This window comes from Arthrospira sp. PCC 8006, from assembly GCF_046480465.1.
GTDB lineage: Bacteria > Cyanobacteriota > Cyanobacteriia > Cyanobacteriales > Microcoleaceae > Limnospira > Limnospira platensis.
Map to the genome: position 1 here is coordinate 36,513 of NZ_PKGG01000006.1, position 23,746 is coordinate 60,258.

Genomic DNA, 23,746 nt, shown 5'->3' on the forward strand with positions numbered 1-23,746 from the left:
GTGCAGTAGTACCGACAGACTAAGACCCTAGCAAGTATTTTTAGGTACAATTTACATATTGAGCATTAATACCCTGGGGATGAATTTATGATAACCCTATATATTGTCTGTCTAACGGTGGGTGGAGTATGTGTCATATTAGCGGCTGTGGAGGGATTAGACGGTGTAGAGTTTGAGGGCGAATTTGATAGCGATGTAGAATTAGAACATGGCAGGGGTGAGACTGAAAACCAGCCCAGCTATAGATCCAAAAGAAAAAATCTGCGGTTAAGGCTGCCTTTTGGGAGTGTGCGCTTCTGGACTTTTGGGGTGTGCTTTTTTGGGTTGACCGGAACAATTATGTCAGTTTTGAACCCCGACTTAACCCCGGCTTTTGTGGCTACAGCAGCGATCGCTATTGGGGTGTCCTGCGGAACCGCTGTCGTGTGGGTCTTTGATATTCTGCGATCGCAACAAGCCAACAGTTTAGTTCAATCCCATGATTTAATTGGTCTATGGGCCACCGTGGAAATTCCCTTTAATCGAGACAGTCGTGGAAAAGTACGCCTCAGCGCCGGAGGGTCGGTGCTGTATTTGAGCGCAATTACTGAAGAAAATCAGGAATTTTCCCAGGGCGATCGCGTTTTTGTGGTAGGAATGGAGAAAAATAAAGTTTTGGTGGTCTCAGAAGCATCCTTCGGAGTCTCAGAAGCATAATCGACAAGTCCCAAGTCAGGGTAAGCGGTAGTAGAGATCCGACATTTCACCTTTTAAATGTTTGCTCAAACCCTTTTGGGGGAAAAACTATGAATCAGAAATTTGTTGCATCTTTAGACAAACAGAACCAAGAAATAGTCGTAGAGGTAGCCCAGGCACAAATTCCCATTCCAGGAAGAAACACAAATCAGCTAAGTGATCAGATTATAACTGCCCTACCCATAGCCCTATCAATTTTTGGAGTATTGGTTTTAATCTGGTTTCTCAACGTCTTTATGCAGATTTGCAAACCCAGCGAAGTCCTGATTTTGTCTGGTCGCAAACACCGTACCAAAGACGGACGAGAGGTAGGTTATCGGGTGATTTTCGGCGGACGGGCTATTTGTATTCCGATTCTGGAAACTGTCAAAACTATGGACTTGCGGACAATGCCAGTTCCCGTTGAAGTCAAAAACGCCTATTCCAAAGGGGGAACACCCCTAAATATTCAAGCGATCGCCAATGTGAAAATCTCCAACGATCCTGAAGTGGTCGGAAATGCGATCGAAAGATTTTTAGACCGCGATCGCTCCGAAATTTCCCGCGTTGCTCGCGAAACCCTAGAAGGAAACCTGCGGGGAGTTGTTAGCACCCTCACCCCCGAACAGCTTAACGAAGACCGCCTACGGTTCGCTGAACATATCGCTGAGGATGTTTCCAGGGATTTAGCCAGATTAGGATTACAATTAGACACCCTCAAAATTCAGAGTGTCTCCGATGATGTCGATTATCTTAACTCCATCGGTCGCCGCGAAATTGCTCTCATTGCTAGAGATGCCGAAATTGCCGAATCTAACGCTGTGGCTCAAGCTGAACAGGTAGAAGCCGACTGTCGCCGCCAATCGGAAGTCGCCCTAAGCCAAGCCAGAACCTTTGTTCAACAAAAAGAAAACGAACTGCGGAAAATTCGCGCCGAACTTGAACAACAAGCTAGGTCCGAAGAAGAACGCACCATAGCTGCTGGTAAAGAAGCCCGCGCCAGGGCTGAACAACTCCTGCAAACTGTCCGCGCTGAGTTGGAAAGGTTGCGACTCGAAGCTGATACCGTCCTACCTGCAGAGGCGGAGCGAGAAGCCAGAGAACTGCAAGCCAGAGGTAATGCGGCCGCTTTAGCGGAAAATTCCCGCGCTGCGGCGGAAGTAAACGACCTGATTAACGCAGTTTGGCAGGAAATGGGCGATGACGCATCGGAACTGTTTTACTTACAACAAATTGAGATGGTCTTGCGGGAAGCTGCCCAAATTCCCCGCCGGGTTGGTCTGGAATATGTCAATGTTATTGATAGTGGAGACGGGGAAGCGATCGCCGGATTGGTTCGCGCCTATCCCGAAATTTTCCGCCAATTCCTCGAAAGTGTCGATCGCACTTTGGGTATTAATGTATCTAGGACTTTGGGGGAACATAACAAGCAGAAATTAAATAACAATTAGTCAATTTGATGGCAACCAAACACAGGTACAGGAATTATGGAAATTATCATCGCCTTATTAGCAGCCCTGGGTTTAGGAACCGGAGCGACTGTATTTATTATCCGCAATCTCTACTATATTTGTCAGCCTAGCGAAGTGTTGATTTTTGCCGGAGGTCGTCGCCCTACACAAGATGATCGCACTGTGGGATATCGCCTGGTGAAAGGTGGTAGCAGCATTCGGACACCCATGCTAGAACAAGCCTTTCACATGGATTTAACCAATATGATTATTGAGTTAAAGGTGGCTAATGCTTACTCGAAAGGAGGCATTCCTTTACAGGTTGATGGGGTGGCGAATATTAAAATTGCTGGGGAAGAACCCACAATTCATAATGCGATCGAGCGTTTGTTGGGGAAAACTCGCCAGGAAATTGAACGCATTGCTAAAGATACCCTGGAAGGAAACCTGCGCGGGGTATTAGCCAGCCTTACTCCTGAACAGGTTAATGGGGATAAATTGGCTTTTGCTAAAAGTCTCCTCGAAGAAGCTGAGGATGACTTAGAACAACTGGGGCTGATTTTAGATACTCTCCAAATTCAAAATATTTCTGATGACGTGGGATATCTTGACTCCATCGGACGACAACAACGGGCGGAATTGTTTAGAGATTCTCGTGTCGCTGAAGCACAAGCTAAGGCTGATGCTGCTATCCGTACTGCGGAAAATCATAAAATGACTCAGTTGAAAAAGTTGGAAACTGAGGTAGAGGTATCTAAGGCGGAAGCTGAACGCCGGGTGGCTGATGCTATGACTAAACGGGCGGCGGTGGTAGCAGAGTCGGAGTCGGAAACAGCGGCTGAGGTGGCTAGGACTCAGGCTGAGGTCTCTGTTCAAAAAGAAAGGATTAAGCAGGTAGAACAGCAACTACAAGCTGATGTGGTCGCACCAGCAGAGGCGGAATGTAAAAAGGCGATCGCTAGGGCGCGGGGGGATGCTGCCCAAATTATTGAAGATGGGAAAGCACAAGCTGAAGGGACACGACGACTGGCTGAGTCTTGGAAAGCAGCCGGTCCTAATGCTAGGGAAATTTTCCTTTATCAGAAGTTGGAAGTCTTACTAAAAACTATGGCTTCTACTGTTCCTGAAATTACTGTTGATAATGTGACTATTGTTGATGCTAATAAAGGGAATACAGCTTCTAAAATGGCGGCGTTTTTGGAAGAGTTGCGCCAAACTACGGGTATTGATGTGGCGGCGGCTGTTCAAAATTGGGGCGGCGGTTCTTCTCAACCTCAACCTACTTCCACAGCTAAAAGTCTCAAATCTTCCCGCACTAATGGTCAAGCTGTTCGCCGCACTAATGGCGCAGCACCTAAGCCAGAAGATACTACACAAAGCCTACAGAGCGAGGTTAAACAACTACTTGATCATGTCGCACAAAATACTAAGAATAATGCTGAGGCTGAAGAGGCGATCGCCCAGGCTTTGCGACAGTATCCTAACCTCAAGCGTCGTTTACAGATGCTTTTTAAGTCTCAGGGAACTCAGGCGATCCGAAATATGTTTAATCACCCTAATCTCTACATCCCTACCGCTATGCTGCAAATGTGGCTAGAACAGGATTAGAGCGTATTCCCCCCCCCTCTCGTCTAGGGTGGGGGATCTGTCTCTGTAACTGTATATGCACAAAATGGCGTTTTTGTCAAGAGATCGAAAAATGGACCCCGCTTTTAACCCCAAAACTCGTGCATCGCCAGTTTTATTTTTTGGTAAGATAATAATTATAACCGCGACAAAATAAGGGTTTTAGCCTTTATTTTTGGAAATAGACACAGTAAGCCCTTGGGTGCGATTTCCTTGAGCATACCATAACCCCCATAATCTCGTCAACTTTTTGCGAGGTATTTGCCATAAAATTGTATTAATTCTTAACAATATTTTAAAAATAAAATCTATCTAGCCGTATAAATTAGCAAAATTTATGTAATTTCCCGATTGAGGGGGKGGGGTGTGGGGGGGGTTTATAGTCAAATTAATGTGATTGGATCTCATTTAACCTCTGACGTACTACTTGCATATCCTGCCACATTAACCATTTAGGTTTACCAACATCTCGCGAGGAATTTCTGAGTAGGTATGCGGGGTGAAAAATCGGCATACATTGACGACCTTCCCACTGAAACCACTGACCGCGAATTTTAGTAATCGGGCGTTTATCTCCTAAAATAGACTTAACTGCAGTCGCCCCAGTTAGGAGGATAATTTGAGGATTAATTAGGCGGATTTGTTCTAATAGATAAGGCTTACAGGCTTGGAGTTCTGAAGCGGTTGGGGTGCGATTTTCCGGGGGACGACAGCGGATAGCATTAGAAATATAAACTTCGGTATCTGTACTAAGTCCTACGGAGTCTAAAATATTATCAAGAAGTTTTCCAGATCTACCGACAAACGGAAGACCTTGTTCATCTTCATGTTGTCCTGGTGCTTCTCCGATAATCATAATGGGGGCGGTGGGGTTCCCTCGACCAATCACAGCATGAGTGCGGTTTTTTCCAAGTTCACAGCGCGAGCACCTATTACAATGATCGGCAATTTGTGCGAGAGTTTGATAGGTTCCCGGCGGTATGGGAGTCTTGGCATTTTGGGGAATTTCTTCTAGGTCAAAATCTACGGACTTAGGGGATTGTAATGGGTCTTGATTAACACTAAGAATATCGAACAGGCTGAGTTGTTGGTCTTGGTTAGACATGAATTTCTAAGTAAAAGTTCAAATCCTGGTATATGCTGAACTGGGATAGTTGCAACTATGAGCCACACCAGTCATTATATATCTAATGGGACTGCTAAGGATGAACCGATTATGTTCCCTAACCCACTATTTCGCGATCGCACCCATGCCGGGGAGGAACTAGCTAAGGTAGTTATCGATCAGATTACCGCCGACTCCCTGGGGGCTATGAGTCCGTTGGTGTATGCTTTACCCAGGGGGGGTTTACCCGTGGCTGAACCGATAGCCCGCCGTTTGGCTTGTCCCCTGAGTGTAATTGTAGCTAAAAAAATCACCCAGCCAGATAATCCCGAGTTAGCATTAGGGGCTGTTACTGCTGATGGTTATGTGATTTGGTCTAACCGTCGTCCTAGCCAGTTTTGGGAAAGCCATTCTATTCTGCGTGACGCACAAGAAAAAGCCTATAATCAATGGCAGGAATTCGCCGCCTATTGTCCTTATAATTCGGTTAAGGATAATTTAATTATAGTAGTTGATGATGGTATTGCTACGGGTATGACTATGGTGGCGGCGATTAAGGCTTTGCGATCGCAACAACCAGGCGCTATTTGGATTTGTGTTCCCCTCGCACCTGTGGAGTTGGTGAATTCTTTACAAAGATTATGCGATCGACTAATTATCCTAGCCACACCAGAAGTTTTCCTGAGTGTTAGCCGTTTTTACCAAGAATTTGACCAGGTGGAAACTACCATAGCGATCGCCTGTCTCCAGCAGCAAACAGAATGGTTATCTTAGATTTTAATATGGGAGGCAATAATCATCATTAGATCACAGTTTGCACCCAGCCACTTGATTAAATTAGTCTCCCATCATCTTGAGAATCGATCAGATCATTTTCCTCAGTTTCCAGGTTGAACTCAATACGACTTTGTATAGCTATTTCCTCAATTACATCTGGTGCTTTTCCTTGTGTTAAAACTTCATCAAAACGGTGCATAAGTTCGGGGATATTGATGACTTCTTCTATAGACTCTAAATATCTTTGAACAATAGCTTTTATATTATATTTGGCTGTAGCTTGTTTCCTAACTTGATCTAAAACTTCCTCCGGTGGCTGTTCAGTTTTCACAACAAAGGTAATAGGGTATCTCTGTACTTTATCAATATCTAAGAAATATTTACCAGCATCAATAGTTTCTGTAACTTGGAAGAATCTACCTAGGGGTTTCATCACAAAATCTATACCACCATCATTCGCATTAGTCCTACCAGTTTTATACAAAATTAAATATTCAGTATTTAGACTATGAGGAGACCAGCCCCAGTAGATTTTTTGTTCTCCGTAATACTGTTTTAAAATCGCATAACTGACCATCTCAAAAACTCTGGCATCTATATCCTTGTTTAACAAAGAATAAATGTAATGGCTTTTAAAGGTTCTTGCTTCTGAATATCAATCATCTGTTTACAATAGATAATAAACTGACTAAAAGCCTGTCTTCTGGCTATCACAAAAGCATCTATAATATCTATAATTGCCTCAGCAATGTTGATTTTATTACCATTTATATCAACCTGAAGCAGATTTTCATTTATCCAGTATCTATTAGTTTTTGTATCCCTGATTACCAGTACATAAGATAAAGTGGGGAAGTATTTTTTAAATTCCTGATTTAGTCGATGATTCAGGGCATGATTTTGTAGTTTATTACCAAAGGGAAGTTGTCTTTGTCTCTGTAAAAGATTAATAAACTGAGCCCCTTCATAATCATCATAGCCACCTATAATGTGAAATTTATTATTGAGATAGTCTTCAACTAATACATATATAGCATAGTGATTAGCAAATCCAGCCCGTGATTTAGAGCCTCGATTAGCCGCTTTTGTTTTAATATTTAGATATGGCAAAAACTCACTATTTATCAAAACTTTATCTCCCTGATTGGGAAAATGATAATTGAGAATTTCGATAATCTTTAAGGTGAAGTCATGCTGTAGTATCGGCATCAAAAATACTCGGTTGAATGAATTGATTTTGGGGACAATTTGTATTTTTTTTGGTCTGATTTTTTGATGGTGGTAATAGCTTTTCTCCTTGGTATTCTTGCCATCCTAAAACCCGCCTTAGACCAATTTTAAGATATTCTTCCTGAGATTCTATGCTCAGAGAAAATCTTCCTAAGCGTTTAGCTACAGCCGCAGTGGTAAAAGTGCCAGCAAAGGGATCAAGTACCAAATCATGTTTATTCGTACTTGCTAGAATAATTCTTTCTAACAATGATTCGGGTTTCTGTGCCGGATGATTTTCATATTCTGCCATGCGATACCTTACACGGGGAAAATACCAGACATTACCCGGTACTTTTTCGCTGTTGTATTGAGTAGGTACTGGTTTTCTATAATCAATTAATTTCCGTTGTGCGCCAGTCTTGGCTTCCACTTTAATATCCGCTGAATTAAAAATATAATTTTTCCGGTCTTTCACGCAATGAAGTATCGGTTCATACATAGACCCAAAATATTTCTTTGCTTGCACTCCAGAACTATCATAATGCCAGACAATACGACTAAGAATTGACATTTTTTGCCGCAAGTAAATATCAAAGTATGGCATAGATTGAGTGCTGGTCATTACATATAATGTTCCGTTAGGTTTCAAGACCCTGACACATTCATCAAGCCATTGATATGACCAATTGATATAATCTTCTTCAGAATTCCATTGGTCATGAAAATTGGAAAATTTCTTCCCTATATTGTAGGGAGGATCTACAAAAATAAGATTCACAGAATTAGCAGCAATTTGACTAGATAAAATCTGAATTGCATCTCCATGAAATAGAGTATGTCTATCATCTTGATACCGCTGAAACATGAGGATCTATCGCCTTTCTAATTAGCCGCCACCCGATATTTTAGCCAGACAAGTAATCAGTTCATCAATTTCTGATCGCTGAGTGAAATAATGAACACAGGCGCGAATACAGTCAGGGTCGAGGATAGTTCGCACTAAAATATTTTCCGATTCCAAGGCTTTGACTATCTGGGGGTGGGGGAGACTTTGGGTAACTTTAAATGATACTAAACCCGATTCTGGTGGAGAAGTGCGTAAACAATCAATTTGGGGAAGTTCTGATAAACATTCCCATAGGTATTGACTAAGATTACAGATTTGTTGATAACGTTCGGTGGCGGTTCCCCATTGGTGATGAATAGCGATCGCCTCTCGTAAACCAACCATCAAAGGATAAGCTGAGGTTGCTATTTCATAGCGTCTTCCGTCAGATTTCCAATTAGTCGGTGTTCCCCTTTCATCAACTTCAATACCCCGCCAGCCGATAAAAGTAGGACTCAGATCTGATACCGCATCAGGACTGACATATAAACCCCCTAAACCCTCTGGACCACATAACCATTTATGACCAGTAAAACCATAAAAATCTACTCCAGATTCCCCTAAATTTAACGGCAGAACCCCCACAGACTGCGCCGCATCCACCAATACCCTAACCCCTCCTGAAGCGGCTTTACAGGCTTGCATAATCGCGGTGAGAGGCAAAACCTGTCCTGTATTCCATAAGATATGACTAATTACTACCAGGCGAGTGTTGGATTTGATTCGAGATGCGATCGCCTCTACCGGATCACCCTCATTTAAAGTCTCCAACAGCGGACACACAGACACCTCTATCTGAAACCGCCGCACCAATTCCCCTACCGTCGCCACTACCCCAGGATGTTCACAATCCGAGATTAGCAGATGATCTCCCCGTTGCCAATCAATCCCCCATAGGGCAATATTACAGCCTACGGTCACATCTTCCGTCAGGGTAATAGTGGCAGATTGTACCCCTAACTCAGAGGCGATCGCCTCCCGTGTTAAGCCTAACTCCTGCTGAACCCAACTATTTACCTTTTGGGAAAAAGGACCACACTCCTGGACAAACTGATAGGATTTGATAATCTTATCCATCGAGACTTGCGGCAAGGGTCCCTGTCCCCCATAGTTAAAATATGCCTTATTCTCCAAAGCTCGAAAATTTTGTCGGTGGGTTTCTAATCGCTTGTTCATTTCTATCAGATATCGCCTGTAGTTCCACTTTTACCATGAATTTTCAACAACTAACCCATCTCTATCGGAATTGGTGCTACCATAGCCTATAATCATAAATTTACCTTGCCCATCCTCACCAATATTAATGCTGATCGAAGATCAACAGCTTCTATTTTACCAACGTTGCGATCGACGGGCCTTTTTGGATGTCTACGGCGATCAGAGTCAAAAAGAACCCATTAGCGATTTTCTCCGTAAATTGATAGCTGATAGCGTCACCTATCGAAAAACTATCATTGCCGATCGCATTTATTCACAGCCTAAATATCCCCCACAAGACTGGGAAGCCGGAATGCAAGCTACCCTAGAATTGATGCGGCAGGGTGTAGATTATATTTACCGTGGGGTGTTGTTATATCATAGCCATTCCTCCCCGGCTGCGGATTATGGCGATCGCTCCTTTTTTGACCAACTTCCTGAACAGGTAACTTATCTCAGTCGCCCAGATTTATTAGTCAAAAAACCCGGAGTTTCTCAGTTTGGTGATTGGCTGTATATTCCCCAAGATATCCGCCTGGGAAAACGTCCCAAACTTGATTATCAAATTGTAGCCGTATTTCATGGGGAAATATTGGCGGCTATTCAAGGGGTAATGCCAGAAGAAGTCATCCTACTATTACGCGATCGCGGTGCTTATTCCGTAGACCTAAAACAGCGACTTCCTCAAATGCGGGAAATTGTCCAGGATTATCTGACTCTGATCCAAAACTCTCAGGAACCCGATATTTTTATCAGTCGCCAAAAATGCAGCCTCTGTCAATGGTATACTCACTGTCATGATATTGCTCAATCCCAAAAAAATCTCTGTTTATTACCAGGAATTACCCCCATTCGTCAAACTCGCCTTAATAGTTTAAATTTGACAAGTGTTGAGTCTCTCGCACAAACTCAACCCGAAATCCTCCAAACTTATCCAGAGTTTGATAATGGTGTGGCTGTGCAAGTAATTAGACAAGCTGAATCTGTTTGGAAAAATCAAGCTATTCTCAAGGTAGATATTGATGATATTGCTAATGTTAAATCATCGAAAAATGGTAGCAAGAAATATCTACCCGATCCCTTTTGGTTACAAGCACCTGTTGAACTATATTTTGATATTGAAGCACAGCCAGATATGAACTTGGATTATCTTCATGGTGTCTTAGTGGTTGATAGGCGATCGCAGATAGAAACCTTTTATCCGATGTTAGCAGAAACCGCCGCTGATGAAGCTAGGATTTGGCAAGATTTTTTGGCTTTAATGTGGCGATATCCCATTGCGCCAATTTTCCACTTTTGCGACTATGAAGCTAAAACTATTAGCCGTTTAGCTAAACTTTATCAGACTCCCTCTTATTTGTGGCGACCTTTAATTAAACGCTTAGTTGATGTCCATTATCAAATTGTAGAAACCGTCACATTACCCGTGGAAAGCTACGCCTTAAAATCCATCGCACGCTGGATGGGTTTTGAGTGGCGAGATGCTAAGGCTAATGGCGCGCAATGTGTTTGTTGGTATGAGGAATGGCTAAAAACAGGCGATCGCACTTTATTAGATGCGATCGTTCGTTATAATGAAGATGATTGTCGCGCCACCTATCACGTTAGACGATGGTTGGCGGATTTTGTCCAGAGTCAATCTGTAGGCGCAGAAGTCAATTTTTTGTAAGTCAACTTTCGGTAGGTCAATAATGAGTTACTTGTTTAAATTCGAGGATGATTTTGTCTCTTCCTTGCGCTGTATTCCCATGGTAGTTCGCTATAAACTCGATACCTGTGGGATTAAATTAAAACTAGCCCACTGGAATCAATTTCCCCTGTCGGTGCGTCAACAATTAGTACAACAGCCAACCGAAACCCCAGAAGATATTAGTACCTATCGTAATTTACTGCAAGACCTCGCTAGTAAATACACAGATATACCCCTAAAAGATTTGCCAGTTGATTCACAGCCACCTTGGTTAGATGCTAGTCAAATTCCTGAAGCCGTCCAAAATAAAGCAGCCGAAACCAATTTAGAAATTTCTGTACAACAGTGGCAAAAACTCACACCTATTCAACGTTTTGCATTGATTAAACTCAGTCGTTCTAGCCATGAAAACGCCAACTTTATTCCAGCCATCAAAGAGTTTAACTTAACAGATGCGGGGTAGTTGTTCCCCACTGAGTAAGTCAACAATGCGACTCGATCCGATTTTACTTACCATAGTTACCAATCCCCCAGCTTTGTCTTGCACTTTACCAATCACAGACGCTTGGGAATTTTTGGCAGTTAAAATTGAGCAAGTTTTGTCAACATCCTTAGCAGGTATAAAAGCCACAAAACGACCTTCATTCGCCACATAAATAGGGTCAAAACCCAGAATTTCACAGGCTCCTTGGACATCTTCTCGGATGGGTAGTTTATTCTCCTCTATTTCCATTTGTAAGTTACTGGCTGTCGCTATTTCATGTAAAGCACTAGCTAAACCACCCCTAGTTAAATCTCGCAAACAGTGAACTTCTACCCCCGCATTTAATAATTCTAAAACTAGGTCAGCCACTGGAGCCGAATCACTTTCAATTGTTGTTTCAAATTCCAAGCCTTCACGCACTGCCATAATAGCAATACCATGACGGCCTAAATCACCACTAACTAAGATGATATCACCTGGCTGCACAGACTCAGGAGAAATCCTTAATTCATGTTCAATAATGCCGATTCCCGCTGTATTAATAAATATCCCATCTCCCTTGCCGCGATCTACTACTTTGGTGTCCCCGGTAACAATCTGAATATTCGCCCATTTAGCTGCCATTTGCATAGCTTGAATGATGTGCCATAGAGTGGTCATGGGTAGTCCTTCTTCGAGGATAAATCCCACGCTAAGATATAAAGGACGTGCCCCCGCCATAGCTAAATCATTCACAGTTCCATAAATTGCCATTGAACCTATATCTCCCCCTGGAAAAAAGAGGGGATTAACCACATAGGAATCTGTGGTCATGGCTATTTTTGTGCCCGTTAAGGTCAGGGTCGTTGCATCATGGGGAATATCTGATGATGTGCCGAAGGCGGGACGAAACATTTGCTCAATTAATTGATTCATTAATCGTCCGCCGCCACCGTGGGCTAATAAAACTTGGGGATAGTTTTCTATGGGAATAGGACAGGTTAAATTAAAGTCTGGGTTGCTTTCCATTGGCTGCTTAATTGCCTAAAATTTGCCGTTTATCAGATGTTCTTGTATAATATACAATATCTTTGATAACTGTTAAAGAGACTGTGGCTGATCAATTTTACAGCTATCCCCGATTTTGGGTCTATACTATCACTTTATTTTTGGGCTATACTGTGGCTGGGTGGTTCCTGGCGGCGTTTGAGGTTCCCTGGTTGGTGTGGTTAATCACTGGCGCGGTTCTCCTATATTTGGCTAAGGTGGGGGAAGAAGCTATTGTTTTGGCGAATGCTTGGCTAGTGTTGATTATGTTTATCGGTACTATTCTCAAGACTTGGCCAACGGTATGGCTGCCTGATTTACCATTCCAAAATGCACCGCTTTGGGCGATGATTTTAATGGGATTATGGGCTTTTTCTATGGTGTTAATTATAGCTCTAGCATGGGGTCGCACTATCCTATCTCCGGTGGGTTTAAATAGCGATCGCCTTAGTTTTATACTACTAGGTATCCCCCTGGTGGCTATGATAGTGGGTTCGGTAATTTTTCGCTTAGGTTGGATGAGTTGATATGAACAGGAAATCTCAACAATATCCGAGAAATTTATCTCGTCTTCAACCCCCAAATGCTGATGACTATTTACAAAAAATGAGCCCCGAAGTCTTGGCAAGTTTTAACCCACAACAACTTGAGGAAATTCGCCAAACTTTAGATGCAGCTATACCTAAACCTTCCCCGAAAATTGTCGATCTGAGATTTACTATTGATTTGATTATAGATCGGTTTTATGTGGTGGTTTTCGTGGGTAAAGAACGCCGACAAAAAAAGCGATCGCCTTTATTTCCCCAAGCCAATAAAATGGCTAATATCATAGCAGCTTCCTTACTACTGATAGGCTTAAACCTGATGATTACTGCTATTATATTCCTGCTACTATATTTAATCAAATCAGCTTTAGGAATTGATTTATTTCCAGGGGAACACCTGATAGACATTTTACCCATAAATTAAACTGGTGCGTCAGTCATCAATTTTCCGGCTTTTATGGGGGTTTTCGGTGTCTGACGCACCCTACTATATAATTGGTCTGGTGCGTCAGTCATCAATTATCGGTTTTTCTCCTGGTTTTTGGTGTCTGACGCACCCTACCAAACTATACCAACTCGGTTTCTCCCTGGAGGCGATAACGATAATATGCCGCACAAGCGCCTTCTGAAGAAACCATGGGCGCACCGAGGGGATATTCTGGTTTACAGCGGGTTCCAAAGGCGGGACACTGGTGGGGTTTTTTGATTCCCTGCATAATTTCACCGCTGATACATTCGCTATAATTATCTGGTTGTGGCGGTGACAAATTAAACCGATTTTCCGCGTCAAATTGGGCGTAGGGCGATCGCAACCCTAAACCACTTTCGGGAATTTCGCCTATGCCGCGCCATTGACGATTGACTACTTCAAACACTTGTGATATAATGGATTTCGCCGTTATATTTCCATCTCTTTGTACAGAACGAGTGTATTGATTTTCTAAGGTAGCTTGTCCCTCTTCCAACTGTTTAATACATAGATAAATCCCCTGAAGAATATCGACAGGTTCAAAACCAGTCACAACGATGGGGATATTATATTTGTTGACAATCGGCTCATACTCAGTATATCCCATAACTGTGCAAACATGACCAGCGGCTAAAAACCCCTGTACTCGGCAGCTAGGACTCGATAAAATAGCAGCGATCGCCGGAGGAACCAGCACATGAGAAACCAGCATCGAAAAATTATCAATTGAGAGTTCTTTGGCTTGATAAACCGCCATAGCCGTAGCGGGTGCTGTAGTTTCAAAGCCGACCGCCAAAAATACCACCTGTTTGTCAGGGTTATTCTGAGCAATTTTTAAACTATCTAAAGGGGAATAAACGATGCGAATATCTCCCCCCATAGCCTTAACTGAAAGCAAGTCGTTTTGGGTTCCTGGGACTCGTAACATATCCCCAAAGGAACAGAGAATAGTATTAGGAAGGGTGGCTATTTCAACAGCGCGATCAATGATGTGAATGGGAGTCACACAGACGGGACATCCAGGGCCATGAATTAAAGTGATTTGTTCAGGTAATAACTTGTCAATGCCATATTTAACAATCGAGTGGGTTTGTCCCCCACAAATTTCCATAATTGTCCAGGGTTGGCTAGTAATAGATGCGATCGCCTGAGCGTATTTTTGGGACAATTCCAAATCCCGATACTCATCCACAAATTTCATCTTTATATGTCCCCATAAGCTGCTGTAATGGTACTCAGCTTGACCATGATAGATGGAAGGTGGATCAGTTTTGGTAGTCAAAAAAAACTCCTCAACTAAGATCCCAACCTTCACCTAATTGTTGTCACTAACGGAATGGTGGAGAAAAGAGCAAACCCCCATTAGTCCAAAGCTCATTTTCATTGCGAGGGAGGTTAAACTGAGAACCTGTACCTAAATTGCGATCGTAAACTTCCGCATAGTTTCCGACGTGCCTAATCACCCTAGCAGCAAAATCATTAGTTAAACCCATTCCTGTACCTAAATCCCCTTCCACGCCAAGAAAACGACGAATGGTCGGATTTTCGCTAGTTTGGGCAATTTGTTCGACATTAGCTTGAGTAATTCCCAGTTCTTCGGCTTCAAACAAAGCAAATGTCACCCATTTGACCGTATCAAACCAAGCCGAGTCATTATTAAGAGTCACAGGTCCGAGGGGTTCCTTAGACATAGTAACATCCAGGATAATGTGATCATTGGGGTTGGGAAGAGTGCTGCGACGAGCGAGGAGTTGAGATTTATCAGAGGTCATACCTTCACAACGACCCTCAGCATAAGCCGCATAGGCGGGGTCAGCCTGTTGGAATGTCACCGTCTCAAAGGTAACACCCCGTTCGCGCATATTATCGGTAAGGTTAAGTTCGGTAGTAGTTCCGGCTTCCACACAGACAGCGCGATCGCGAAAATCTTCTAAGCTGGTAATGCCACTATCTGCGCGAACCATCATGCCCTGACCATCATAGAATGTGGTAGGGGCAAATTCCATCCCTACAGATGTATCGCGGCTGAGAGTCCAGGTAGTATTGCGTGACAGCATATCTACTTCCCCTGACCTCATGGCTTCAAAACGTTCTGTAGAATCTAAGTTCCGATACTGAACTGCATTAGGGTCATCGAATAAGGCTGCTGCTACGGCTTTACAGACATCTACATCTAAGCCAGAGTATTCGCCACTCTCATCAACAAAACTGAAGCCAGGAATACCACCATCTACCCCACAAATGAGGAATCCTCGGTTTTTGACAACATTTAGACGACTTTGGCCAGTTCCTCCGGCTGCTGGTCCGTCAGAACCTGGAGATCCTCCGGGTTCACAAGCTGTCAGTGATAAGGCTGACAAGCAACTCGCCAGTAATACAAAACTCCATTTACGCATAGTTCTTGAATTGTCTTTGAATCGGTTTACATATCACCAGGAAGCTACCCACTACCCACGGTTTGCACCTATGAGGGAGACTTCAGAGAATAGGGAGAGCCCAATTAATTTGCCATCCGACTACAGGACTACCTTACATAGGACAGCCTGAGAAGGGTTGACAATTTTCATAAGCTTACCTTAACCTGGCGATGTCGTTCATGGACAATTTCAAGGGAGTTTGACATTAATTGGCTATGCGATCGCTTACTTTGGGGAAAGTTGGGGGGTCATATATTACAGGGCGATCGCACACCATACTCCGTCCATAATCGAATATTAAGCCATTGATTCTCCAGACAGACGAGCCTCGGCTAGGTCACGAATTAGAGATATACGAGAGTTGATATACTCATCCAACATATCCCAATCATGACCATTGATGCTTGACTGACTCTTTAGGCGACCCATCAAGCACTGAACCAGGCTATCATCATCCAGACTTACTAACTGTGAAGGTTGGGTATTTTCAACTAAAGACCAAAGTTGACGGAGCATTGTTGGAGTCATAAGACCTCCTTATGGTTTGTTCATTTTCTCCCCAAAACCGGGAGTGGGTGAGCGTCTTAGATATGCAGCCTGTTCACACTAATTTTAAATTTGTGGTGGCCGCCTTTATTTTTTCTTTATACTGTTAACCATAACTCAAACTCACCCTATCAACCATCAAATTACACAAGATTTCACATGATTTACAAATCTCTTAACTAACTGAAGCATAACTTGACAAAAATGGTTAATTGTAATAATTTATACAAACTGATGGCAAATAATTCTCAGATAGTCTTGTGGTGGTAGTTGATCTACTGAGTTATCGGGGCTAATTATGAATAATTATTAATTACCCACCGCCACAGAGGATGAGTTGAACCCTGTTGGCGAATTTTGAGGACTTGTCTTTCTAGGCGTTGGCGATAACTGGGGGGGAAACCGATGAGAATGTTGCGACTTTGCCAAAGTAAGGTGCTGGTAGTCATTCCTAAGCATATACCTAAACCGATCGCAGATAGGCGATTATGAAATAGGCCATGGCGGACTGTAGCCCAGGTAAAATGTTCCATGAGTAGGGAAATGTCCGATCGCATTCCCCACAAACTCAGTGAGCCAATAACTAACCATAATAGGATAATCACCAGCCAGCGACTCCAAACTATCAACTCGTGGAGTCGTTTCATTTGATTTTTCAGGACTGGATCATCTAATGAGGGTTCAGGATAGGACATGGGACTGTAATTATTTATTTTTCCCTGGACACTGGCTGAGGTTCATCATTAGGGACAATGGTTGATTTAGAGGCTTGGCGATCGCGCCACCAACCCAGGAGGGTACTAGCAATAAAAATACTAGAGTAGGAACCTGCAATAAAGCCTATAATCAGGGTGAGGGCGAAATATTTGAGAGTTTCCCCGCCAAACAGGAAAATACAAAACAGGGGTAGTATGGTGGTAACTGTGGTATTGATAGATCGCGCCAAGGTCTGATTAACGGCATTATCCACCACTTCCCCGGTAGAAGCATCAGGCATTTGTTTCAAGATTTCCCGGATGCGATCGTAAATTACCACGGTGTCATTAACAGAAAACCCGATAATTGTCAAGAGGGCTACTAAAAAGAGGGTATCGGCTTCTAAGCCAAAAACGAGACCGAAAATGGAGAATACCCCCATAGTCAGAAAAACATCATGGAATAGGGCGACAAATGCAAATACTGCATAGTCAAACTGGAACCGGAAAGTTAGATAGAGGGTAATTCCAGCAAAGGCGACCAGTAAGGCTTTGAGTCCAGAAATAAAGATTTGACGGCCGAGAGTTGGCCCTACTGTGTCGATTTGGGTAGCGAGGGGGTCAAAAACTCCGATCGCCTCTCGTAAGGCTGCTTCTAGCTGAGTTCGTTCATCAACATTGAGGTTTTTAGTACGAACGGAAACAATTTGGCGATCGCGTTGAATGGGGTCTTTATCCAAAAGTTGAATGGAACTGCTACCCAAGTCCTGAGCCTGCAAAACTTCCCGCACCTGATTAATCTCAATGGGGCCATCACAATTACCAGCAACAGTGCAATCAAGTTCCAACTGGAGGCGAGTTCCTCCCACAAAGTCGAGTCCTGGGCGTATTGGTGCGCCAATATCAGGATTAGTCCAGGAAAGTAACATCCCCACTATTCCGGTGAGGATAACCGCCGCCGAAATTATCCACCAAAGCGATCGCCGTTTTGTCACACTAAAAGTCATAGTTCCAGATCAAGCCACAATTTAGGAGCAACACAAGAGTTAAGAAAAACCATCAAACCTAATTAGTCTTGGGAATATTTGGACAAAATAATTCAGGCTTGCGGAACTCAGGTAAACTAATCACCGTAAACATGAGAGTGCGGCTAAAGGTAACAGCGGTAAACATACTCACTGCCACCCCCAAGCCCAGAGTCAGAGCAAATCCCTTGACGAGTCCAGTTCCCAGCCAGAACAGAGCCACACAAGCAATACCAGTGGTAACATTTCCATCCAGGATACTGCCAAAAGCCCGATAAAAACCAGATTCTACGGAACGATAGAGAGTTTTTCCAGCCCGGAGTTCTTCGCGGGTGCGTTCAAAAATCAGGACGTTAGCATCAACAGCCATACCGATACTAAGGATAAACCCAGCAATTCCGGGTAGGGTGAGGGTAACTCCCAAGAGGGCAAAAATGGCTAGGGTAAATAAGGCGTAAACCACCAAAGCGACATCAGCGATCGCCCCTGGTAGGCGATAATAAGCCACCATAAAAATTAGGACCAAAATCAGGCCACCACTGCCGGCATAAATGCTGCGCTGAATGCTATCACGTCCCAGAGTTGCGCCAACGGTGCGGTTTTCGACAATTTCCACCGGAACCGGAAGGGCTCCCCCTCGCAGTTGTACGGCGAGATCGTTAGCTTCGGCGGCGGTAAAATTGCCTGTAATTACGGCACTTCCCCCGGTAATTCCGGTATCGGCAAATTCCACGGAAACGGTGGGAGAACTTAACAGACTGTCATCTAAAAAGATGCCAATAGTGCGTCCTGTCCCTGCCAAATTTTTGGTCAGTTCGGCAAAATTTCGGCCACCTTCATTATTAAAGCGCAGGACAATTTCCCAACCATTGCCGCCCTGAGTAGGTTGTGGGAAGGCATCCTGTAGCTGCTGACCGCGAATTATAGGTTCTTGATATAACGAGGCGATCGCCTGATTACTTTCATTGAGTTGTTGGAGGAGTTCTTCGAGTCTAGCATCGTCTCCGGTGGCGATCGCCTGACTTAACTCAGCATCTAATGCACGATTCACCTGTATTTCTGCAAACAGCTCTCCCTCCGTCCCCGGTCTTTGTTCCCGGAAATCCAACTGAGCAGTCCCACCCAGAACCCGTTCAGCTTGTTCTGGGTCACTGACACCAGGGAGTTGTACCAGAATCTGATCATCTCCTACAGTTTGCACCACAGCCTCAGAAACACCCAAACCGTTGACACGGTTTTCGATGACACTCTGAACTCCCTCCAAAACCCGCTCATCAATGCGTGGCACCTCATCGGAGGTTTGCAACTGAATCGTGAGTTGAGAACCACCCCGCAAGTCTAGTCCCAGGCGAATAGGAACCCGGACCAAGATAATCAGGGAAGTGATAACCAGGAGCAAGATCAGGAAAAGGAGCGATCGCTGTTTTCGCATACTGAATTCAAAATCGGGAAAGATTAACGACTCATTTTACCATTAAAACCTGATCCCACGTCGAACTACCAGGAAAGCTATGGAACTGCACCCAACCCAACCCAGAAGTCCAGACGCGGAACCCATGGAGCTACACCTGATGGGATAACATATTCTGAACCGCTTCGAGAATCTGTTCCGGCTGTACAATAGTCAACCTTTCCAACATCCCATTATAGGGCGTAGGGATATCCTGGGAGGAAAGTCGCAACACAGGAGCATCAAGTTCATCAAAGAAATTATCATTAATCGAGGCAGTCAGTTCCGCCCCAATTCCCCCGGTTTTCATGCACTCTTCCACAATAATCACGCGGTGAGTTTTCCGAATCGACTCGCCAATGGTATTCAGGTCTAAAGGCTTGAGGGAAATTAAATCAATCACTTCCGGGTCAAAACCCTGTTTCACCATAGCCGGGACTGCCTGCATCACATGATGTCGCATCCGAGAGTAGGTAAGAATCGTCACATCCTTACCCGATCGCACAATGTCCGCCTGGTCAAGAGGAACCAAATATTCCTCTTCCGGTAGATCTTCCTTGAGGTTATACAGCAGCACGTGCTCAAAGAACAAAACCGGGTTATCATCCCGAATTGCCGATTTGAGTAGACCCTTAGCATTATAGGGAGTAGAACAGGCGACAATTTTGAGACCGGGAACCGCTTGGAAATAGGACTCTAGGCGTTGAGAGTGTTCCGCTCCCAATTGACGACCCACCCCGCCGGGTCCACGAATTACCAAAGGCATTTTAAAGTTACCCCCGGAAGTGTAGCGCAGCATTCCACCATTATTAGCAATTTGGTTGAAAGCCAGCAGCAGGAATCCCATGTTCATCCCTTCGATGATGGGTCGCAGTCCGGTCATAGCCGCACCAACGGCCATCCCTGTAAAACTATTTTCTGCAATGGGGGTATCGAGAACTCGCAGATCCCCATATTTCTTATGCAAGTCTTTGGTCACTTTGTAGGAACCACCATAGTGACCTACATCTTCCCCTAGAACCAATACAGCAGGATCGCGAGCCATTTCTTCGTCAGTGGCTTGACGCAGTGCATTAAAAAGTAGAGTCTGTGCCATCGAGATTATCCGAGTATAGTGGATTAGTTATTTTAACAAAATGTTGCGGAATTCCCCTTCCTCGCTTGCAGGGAGGGGATGAATAGCAACCAATAAACAAACTGAGCGATCGCGAATCCTCGGATGATCAGCTACAATGTTGTCGGCAACAGCAAATAACGATAATGTATAAGGGGTACAAGTATCGCATCTACCCAACCGACGACCAAAAAGCATCTCTCGCCAAGGCCTTTGGATGCTGTCGTTGGTATTGGAATTTGGCACTCAACCTATGCCAAGAAACATATCTCAAGACAGGCAAAGGATTATCTCGTGGATATATCCAGGGTCTGTTGCCAGGGTTAAAAAAGGAATACCCTTGGCTAACGGATGCCTATTCCCAGTCCTTGCAAGTTGTTGCTCTCAATCTTTCCACTGCCTACAAAAACTTCTTTGAGAAGCGGGCGCAATTGCCCCGTTTCAAGTCAAAGCATGGTCGGCAGTCATTAAGTTATCCCGCCAACGTTAAGTTTGAGGGAGACTATATCAAACTACCTGGGAAGATTGGGCTAGTCTACTGCCATCGTCATCGAGAATTTGAAGGGACAATCAAAACTGTAACTGTCTCCCAAAATTCTGATGAACAATACTATGCTTAGGTATTGGTGGATGATGGGAAAGAAACTCCGAGTCAGTCTACCGAAGGTAAAGCGGTTGGCATTGACGTTGGATTGACTCATTTCGCCATTACCAGTGATGGGTCAAAGTATGATAATCCCCGTCATGGCGACAAACATCACCGTAACCTTAAACGCCAACAACAAAAACTATCCCGGAAGCAAAAGGGTAGTCAGAATAGAACTAAAGCCAAACAAAAAGTAGCTAAGGTTCATGGCAAGATTGCCCGTTGCCGTGAGGACTTTCTACACAAACTATCCCGCCAGATAGTCAACGAAAACCAAGTTATTGCTGTAGAGAATCTGAATGTAAAAGGGATGGTAAGAAACCACAAACTAGCCAAGGCGATTAGTGATGTAGGCTGGGGAATGTTTACCACAATGCTTAAATATAAAGCGGAGTGGGAAGGAAAAACCTATATTGAGGTTGACCGTTTTTTTGCATCCTCTAAAACCTGTCACGTTTGCCTCAACCGAGTAGATAGTTTGTCGTTAGATATTCGTCAATGGCAATGTCAACATTGTGGGACTTGCCATGATCGAGATGTCAACGCGGCACAAAATATCAGAAATGAAGCCTTGCGGATACTTCGACTATGCTCAGTACAAGTATTGTCGTTGGGAACCAGCGATACTGCCTGTGGAGGGAGTGTAAGACAACCTGGCAAAACATCAGTTTTGTTAGATGCAGTTCCCGTTGAATCAGGAAGCCCCATCCTCTAGGGCGGCAGGGTGGGGTAGTTCACTATATCCTTATACGCTGGGTTAAACACGGAAGCAGAGACAATTTTTTTGGCGAAATTATGCTTCGACAACCGACTACTGACAAGAGGCAACCGAACGATGGCAGAAACTTATTTACTAGATAAACTTAAATCTGTTGAGCAAACCTTTCAAGAGCTAACTCTGAGATTAGCGGATCCTGAGATTGCGACAGATCCTGACGAATTTCAACGGGTAGCTAAAACTAGATCTTCCCTAGAAGATGTGGTTAATGCCTATCAGGAGTGGAAAACAACTCAGACGGAGTTGGCGGGGGCTAAACAAATCCTCCGAGAGACAGGGAATGATCCTGAACTCAAGGAAATGAAAGAAATGGCAGCTTTGGAGGTGGAAGAACTAACTACAAAGTTGCAAGAGTTGGAAACACGGCTGAAAATTCTCTTGCTGCCCCAAGATCCTAATGATGATAAAAATATCATGTTAGAGATTAGGGCAGGTACTGGCGGGGATGAGGCAAGTATTTGGGCGGGGGATTTGGTGCGGATGTATTCCCGCTATGCTGAAACTAAGGGTTGGCGGGTAAGGCTACTGAGTGAGTCCCTGGCTGATATGGGGGGATTTAAAGAGGCGATTCTGGAAATTCAAGGCGATCGCGTTTATAGTCAGCTTAAATTTGAAGCGGGAGTTCATCGAGTCCAGCGAGTGCCAGTAACGGAAGCAGGGGGGAGGGTTCATACTTCGACGGCAACGGTGGCAATAATGCCAGAAGTTGATGATGTGGAAGTGCAAATTGACGCTAAAGATATTGAGATGACCACGGCTAGATCGGGAGGTGCAGGGGGTCAGAACGTAAACAAGGTGGAAACGGCAGTTGATTTGTTCCACAAACCGACGGGTATTCGGGTATTCTGTACGGAAGAACGCAGTCAGCTAAAAAACCGGGAACGGGCTATGCAGATTTTGCGGGCTAAGTTATACGAGGCTAAACTGCGGGAACAACAGGATGCTGTGACTTCTATGCGGCGATCGCAGGTGGGGACAGGTTCGAGGTCGGAAAAAATCCGCACCTATAACTATAAGGATAATCGGGTGACAGACCATCGTCTAGGTCATAATTTTTCCCTAGCCCCAGTATTGGAAGGGGGAATAGGAGATTTGATCCAAGCCTGTGTGATTCAGGACCAACAGGAACGATTGGCACAATTAGCAGAATCAACTACTCCTGCATCTGTATAATAATGGCGATCGCTCTTTTGTAACCAAAGATCAACTATGATTGGGGAAAATAAACCGGGTTGATGTGAGAATTTTTCGTTCCTCATCAAAGATTTAACCAAGGAACCCGGTTTCTAGTCGGGGGGGGTTCTGCGATCGTGTTACGGGAAACAGAGCTGAGTGGAAAAACAGCACCATTACTCCCGAGATAGCAAACAGTGCAAGTGCAGTCTGATGTTGAGAAATGGGTAAAAACAAACTCAAACTGATGGTAGTTGATGACGAACCCGATAACCTCGATTTGCTGTATCGGATATTTCGCCGTGAATTTCAGGTATTTCGAGTAGATAGCCCAACGGAGGCTTTACAATTACTGGAAACTGAAGGGGAAATGGCGATCATAATTTCGGATCAGAGTATGCCAGAAATGACCGGACTTGAGTTTCTCAGTAAAACTGTGGCCCTTTTTCCAGACACAATTAGGATTTTGCTGAGTGGATACTCCCCAGAAACTCTAGAAGCGTCCGGCGAAAATTTAGAGGCGGCGCAATTGTTTCAGTGCATTACTAAGCCCTGGGACCCGACAGTGTTCGAGGCTACCATTAAAGATGCTAAAGCAGTTTACCAGCAGCGACAAGGTGCAGAAAATTCGTCAACAACCAACCCCTAATTTGATAACCTTTAGCCATGACTCCAGAAATGGTTGATTTTTGTTAAGATCGAATGCGGGTATGTGATTTT

General features: G+C 44.1%; 23 protein-coding genes and 1 pseudogene. 11 read left to right on the forward strand and 13 right to left on the reverse strand.

Translation table 11 applies throughout. From position 1 onward, the window contains the following. The first annotated feature begins 87 nt into the window (after positions 1-87). The 3 genes from B9T16_RS02020 (at position 88) to B9T16_RS02030 (ending at position 3,773) form a co-directional block, all read left to right on the forward strand. Positions 88-696: a hypothetical protein gene (locus B9T16_RS02020; RefSeq protein WP_006620234.1), complete on the forward strand. Its 609-nt coding sequence runs from the start codon at positions 88-90 to the stop codon at positions 694-696. Between the two features lie 89 nt (positions 697-785). Then, entirely contained in the window at positions 786-2,165 is a 1,380-nt protein-coding gene (locus B9T16_RS02025) for a flotillin family protein (RefSeq protein WP_006620235.1), read from the forward strand. A 36-nt stretch (positions 2,166-2,201) separates the two neighbouring features. Beyond that, complete coding sequence (locus B9T16_RS02030; RefSeq protein ID WP_006620236.1) at positions 2,202-3,773, forward strand: flotillin family protein; 1,572 nt, start codon at positions 2,202-2,204, stop codon at positions 3,771-3,773. Between the two features lie 406 nt (positions 3,774-4,179). Here B9T16_RS02030 and B9T16_RS02035 read toward each other — a convergent pair whose 3' ends face one another. Continuing rightward, positions 4,180-4,896 carry a uracil-DNA glycosylase family protein gene (locus B9T16_RS02035; protein WP_006620237.1) on the reverse strand — a complete coding sequence of 239 codons (717 nt, stop codon included), beginning with the start codon at positions 4,894-4,896 and terminating at the stop codon, positions 4,180-4,182. Between the two features lie 57 nt (positions 4,897-4,953). On the opposite strand from B9T16_RS02035, the gene B9T16_RS02040 reads away from it, so the two are divergent. Continuing rightward, complete coding sequence (locus tag B9T16_RS02040; protein ID WP_006620238.1) at positions 4,954-5,670, forward strand: phosphoribosyltransferase; 717 nt, start codon at positions 4,954-4,956, stop codon at positions 5,668-5,670. Positions 5,671-5,728: 58 nt separating this feature from the next. On the opposite strand, the gene B9T16_RS02045 is transcribed toward B9T16_RS02040, so the two are convergent. Genes B9T16_RS02045 through B9T16_RS02060 form a run of 4 tightly spaced genes read right to left on the reverse strand, consistent with a single transcriptional unit; the run spans position 5,729 to position 8,947 of the window. Continuing rightward, complete coding sequence (locus B9T16_RS02045; RefSeq protein ID WP_235181517.1) at positions 5,729-6,286, reverse strand: type II restriction endonuclease; 558 nt, start codon at positions 6,284-6,286, stop codon at positions 5,729-5,731. Continuing rightward, the gene (locus B9T16_RS02050; protein WP_235181516.1) at positions 6,280-6,882 is read right to left on the reverse strand and encodes a hypothetical protein; all 603 of its coding nucleotides are present in this window, start codon (positions 6,880-6,882) and stop codon (positions 6,280-6,282) included. The genes B9T16_RS02045 and B9T16_RS02050 overlap by 7 nt, the downstream gene beginning before the upstream one ends. Next, positions 6,863-7,750 carry an adenine-specific DNA-methyltransferase gene (yhdJ, locus tag B9T16_RS02055; protein ID WP_006620239.1) on the reverse strand — a complete coding sequence of 296 codons (888 nt, stop codon included), beginning with the start codon at positions 7,748-7,750 and terminating at the stop codon, positions 6,863-6,865. Before yhdJ ends, B9T16_RS02050 begins: the two co-directional genes overlap by 20 nt. A 21-nt stretch (positions 7,751-7,771) precedes the next feature. Continuing rightward, positions 7,772-8,947 (reverse strand): aminotransferase class V-fold PLP-dependent enzyme, encoded by a 1,176-nt coding sequence (locus tag B9T16_RS02060; RefSeq protein WP_006620240.1) that lies wholly within the window; start codon positions 8,945-8,947, stop codon positions 7,772-7,774. Between the two features lie 127 nt (positions 8,948-9,074). On the opposite strand from B9T16_RS02060, the gene B9T16_RS02065 reads away from it, so the two are divergent. Together B9T16_RS02065 and B9T16_RS02070 are read left to right on the forward strand one after the other, a co-directional pair. Next, positions 9,075-10,637, forward strand: a complete 1,563-nt coding sequence (locus B9T16_RS02065) for a TM0106 family RecB-like putative nuclease (RefSeq protein ID WP_410244004.1) — start codon at positions 9,075-9,077, stop codon at positions 10,635-10,637. 22 nt (positions 10,638-10,659) lie between these two features. Next, positions 10,660-11,121, forward strand: coding sequence for a nitrate reductase associated protein (locus B9T16_RS02070; RefSeq protein ID WP_006620242.1), 462 nt, complete (start codon positions 10,660-10,662; stop codon positions 11,119-11,121). On the opposite strand, the gene hypE is transcribed toward B9T16_RS02070, so the two are convergent. Then, the gene (hypE, locus tag B9T16_RS02075) at positions 11,104-12,150 is read right to left on the reverse strand and encodes a hydrogenase expression/formation protein HypE (protein WP_410244005.1); all 1,047 of its coding nucleotides are present in this window, start codon (positions 12,148-12,150) and stop codon (positions 11,104-11,106) included. The genes B9T16_RS02070 and hypE overlap by 18 nt on opposite strands. A 62-nt stretch (positions 12,151-12,212) precedes the next feature. On the opposite strand from hypE, the gene B9T16_RS02080 reads away from it, so the two are divergent. Then, a complete protein-coding gene (locus tag B9T16_RS02080) occupies positions 12,213-12,695 on the forward strand; it encodes a hypothetical protein (RefSeq protein ID WP_410244006.1) in 483 nt (160 codons plus the stop codon). 1 nt (position 12,696) lies between these two features. Beyond that, a complete protein-coding gene (locus B9T16_RS02085; protein ID WP_410244007.1) occupies positions 12,697-13,137 on the forward strand; it encodes a hypothetical protein in 441 nt (146 codons plus the stop codon). 142 nt (positions 13,138-13,279) lie between these two features. On the opposite strand, the gene hypD is transcribed toward B9T16_RS02085, so the two are convergent. The 7 genes from hypD to B9T16_RS02120 all read right to left on the reverse strand — a co-directional run bounded on the left by hypD (position 13,280) and on the right by B9T16_RS02120 (position 20,411). Further along, entirely contained in the window at positions 13,280-14,383 is a 1,104-nt protein-coding gene (hypD, locus tag B9T16_RS02090) for a hydrogenase formation protein HypD (protein WP_317268899.1), read from the reverse strand. A 127-nt stretch (positions 14,384-14,510) separates the two neighbouring features. Beyond that, positions 14,511-15,578: an amino acid ABC transporter substrate-binding protein gene (locus tag B9T16_RS02095; RefSeq protein WP_410244008.1), complete on the reverse strand. Its 1,068-nt coding sequence runs from the start codon at positions 15,576-15,578 to the stop codon at positions 14,511-14,513. A gap of 318 nt (positions 15,579-15,896) precedes the next feature. Beyond that, a complete protein-coding gene (locus tag B9T16_RS02100) occupies positions 15,897-16,127 on the reverse strand; it encodes a hypothetical protein (RefSeq protein WP_111893180.1) in 231 nt (76 codons plus the stop codon). A 314-nt stretch (positions 16,128-16,441) separates the two neighbouring features. Continuing rightward, positions 16,442-16,840, reverse strand: coding sequence for a hypothetical protein (locus B9T16_RS02105; RefSeq protein WP_317268897.1), 399 nt, complete (start codon positions 16,838-16,840; stop codon positions 16,442-16,444). A gap of 14 nt (positions 16,841-16,854) precedes the next feature. After that, the gene (gene secF, locus B9T16_RS02110) at positions 16,855-17,847 is read right to left on the reverse strand and encodes a protein translocase subunit SecF (RefSeq protein ID WP_410244009.1); all 993 of its coding nucleotides are present in this window, start codon (positions 17,845-17,847) and stop codon (positions 16,855-16,857) included. A 58-nt stretch (positions 17,848-17,905) separates the two neighbouring features. Next, entirely contained in the window at positions 17,906-19,297 is a 1,392-nt protein-coding gene (gene secD / locus B9T16_RS02115) for a protein translocase subunit SecD (RefSeq protein WP_006616826.1), read from the reverse strand. A gap of 130 nt (positions 19,298-19,427) precedes the next feature. Continuing rightward, positions 19,428-20,411 (reverse strand): alpha-ketoacid dehydrogenase subunit beta, encoded by a 984-nt coding sequence (locus B9T16_RS02120; RefSeq protein WP_006616827.1) that lies wholly within the window; start codon positions 20,409-20,411, stop codon positions 19,428-19,430. A 164-nt stretch (positions 20,412-20,575) separates the two neighbouring features. Here B9T16_RS02120 and B9T16_RS02125 point away from each other — a divergent pair. The 3 genes and pseudogenes from B9T16_RS02125 (at position 20,576) to B9T16_RS02135 (ending at position 23,675) form a co-directional block, all read left to right on the forward strand. Then, positions 20,576-21,790 (forward strand): annotated as a pseudogene (locus tag B9T16_RS02125) (RNA-guided endonuclease InsQ/TnpB family protein). Positions 21,791-21,910: 120 nt separating this feature from the next. After that, positions 21,911-23,026 carry a peptide chain release factor 1 gene (gene prfA, locus B9T16_RS02130; RefSeq protein WP_006616840.1) on the forward strand — a complete coding sequence of 372 codons (1,116 nt, stop codon included), beginning with the start codon at positions 21,911-21,913 and terminating at the stop codon, positions 23,024-23,026. Between the two features lie 223 nt (positions 23,027-23,249). Continuing rightward, positions 23,250-23,675 carry a response regulator gene (locus B9T16_RS02135; protein ID WP_006616841.1) on the forward strand — a complete coding sequence of 142 codons (426 nt, stop codon included), beginning with the start codon at positions 23,250-23,252 and terminating at the stop codon, positions 23,673-23,675. Positions 23,676-23,746: the final 71 nt, after the last annotated feature.

Excerpts from the sequence above, each read along its gene's own strand:
- B9T16_RS02020 (WP_006620234.1), top strand. The coding sequence starts at position 88 with ATGATAACCCTATATATTGTCTGTCTAACGGTGGGTGGAGTATGTGTC.
- B9T16_RS02025 (WP_006620235.1), top strand. The coding sequence starts at position 786 with ATGAATCAGAAATTTGTTGCATCTTTAGACAAACAGAACCAAGAAATA.
- B9T16_RS02030 (WP_006620236.1), top strand. The coding sequence starts at position 2,202 with ATGGAAATTATCATCGCCTTATTAGCAGCCCTGGGTTTAGGAACCGGA.
- B9T16_RS02035 (WP_006620237.1), bottom strand. The coding sequence starts at position 4,896 with ATGTCTAACCAAGACCAACAACTCAGCCTGTTCGATATTCTTAGTGTT.
- B9T16_RS02040 (WP_006620238.1), top strand. The coding sequence starts at position 4,954 with ATGAGCCACACCAGTCATTATATATCTAATGGGACTGCTAAGGATGAA.
- B9T16_RS02050 (WP_235181516.1), bottom strand. The coding sequence starts at position 6,882 with ATGCCGATACTACAGCATGACTTCACCTTAAAGATTATCGAAATTCTC.
- yhdJ (WP_006620239.1), bottom strand. The coding sequence starts at position 7,750 with ATGTTTCAGCGGTATCAAGATGATAGACATACTCTATTTCATGGAGAT.
- B9T16_RS02060 (WP_006620240.1), bottom strand. The coding sequence starts at position 8,947 with ATGAACAAGCGATTAGAAACCCACCGACAAAATTTTCGAGCTTTGGAG.
- B9T16_RS02065 (WP_410244004.1), top strand. The coding sequence starts at position 9,075 with ATGCTGATCGAAGATCAACAGCTTCTATTTTACCAACGTTGCGATCGA.
- B9T16_RS02070 (WP_006620242.1), top strand. The coding sequence starts at position 10,660 with ATGAGTTACTTGTTTAAATTCGAGGATGATTTTGTCTCTTCCTTGCGC.
- hypE (WP_410244005.1), bottom strand. The coding sequence starts at position 12,150 with ATGGAAAGCAACCCAGACTTTAATTTAACCTGTCCTATTCCCATAGAA.
- B9T16_RS02085 (WP_410244007.1), top strand. The coding sequence starts at position 12,697 with ATGAACAGGAAATCTCAACAATATCCGAGAAATTTATCTCGTCTTCAA.
- hypD (WP_317268899.1), bottom strand. The coding sequence starts at position 14,383 with ATGAAATTTGTGGATGAGTATCGGGATTTGGAATTGTCCCAAAAATAC.
- B9T16_RS02095 (WP_410244008.1), bottom strand. The coding sequence starts at position 15,578 with ATGCGTAAATGGAGTTTTGTATTACTGGCGAGTTGCTTGTCAGCCTTA.
- B9T16_RS02100 (WP_111893180.1), bottom strand. The coding sequence starts at position 16,127 with ATGACTCCAACAATGCTCCGTCAACTTTGGTCTTTAGTTGAAAATACC.
- B9T16_RS02105 (WP_317268897.1), bottom strand. The coding sequence starts at position 16,840 with ATGTCCTATCCTGAACCCTCATTAGATGATCCAGTCCTGAAAAATCAA.
- secF (WP_410244009.1), bottom strand. The coding sequence starts at position 17,847 with ATGACTTTTAGTGTGACAAAACGGCGATCGCTTTGGTGGATAATTTCG.
- secD (WP_006616826.1), bottom strand. The coding sequence starts at position 19,297 with ATGCGAAAACAGCGATCGCTCCTTTTCCTGATCTTGCTCCTGGTTATC.
- B9T16_RS02120 (WP_006616827.1), bottom strand. The coding sequence starts at position 20,411 with ATGGCACAGACTCTACTTTTTAATGCACTGCGTCAAGCCACTGACGAA.
- prfA (WP_006616840.1), top strand. The coding sequence starts at position 21,911 with ATGGCAGAAACTTATTTACTAGATAAACTTAAATCTGTTGAGCAAACC.
- B9T16_RS02135 (WP_006616841.1), top strand. The coding sequence starts at position 23,250 with ATGGGTAAAAACAAACTCAAACTGATGGTAGTTGATGACGAACCCGAT.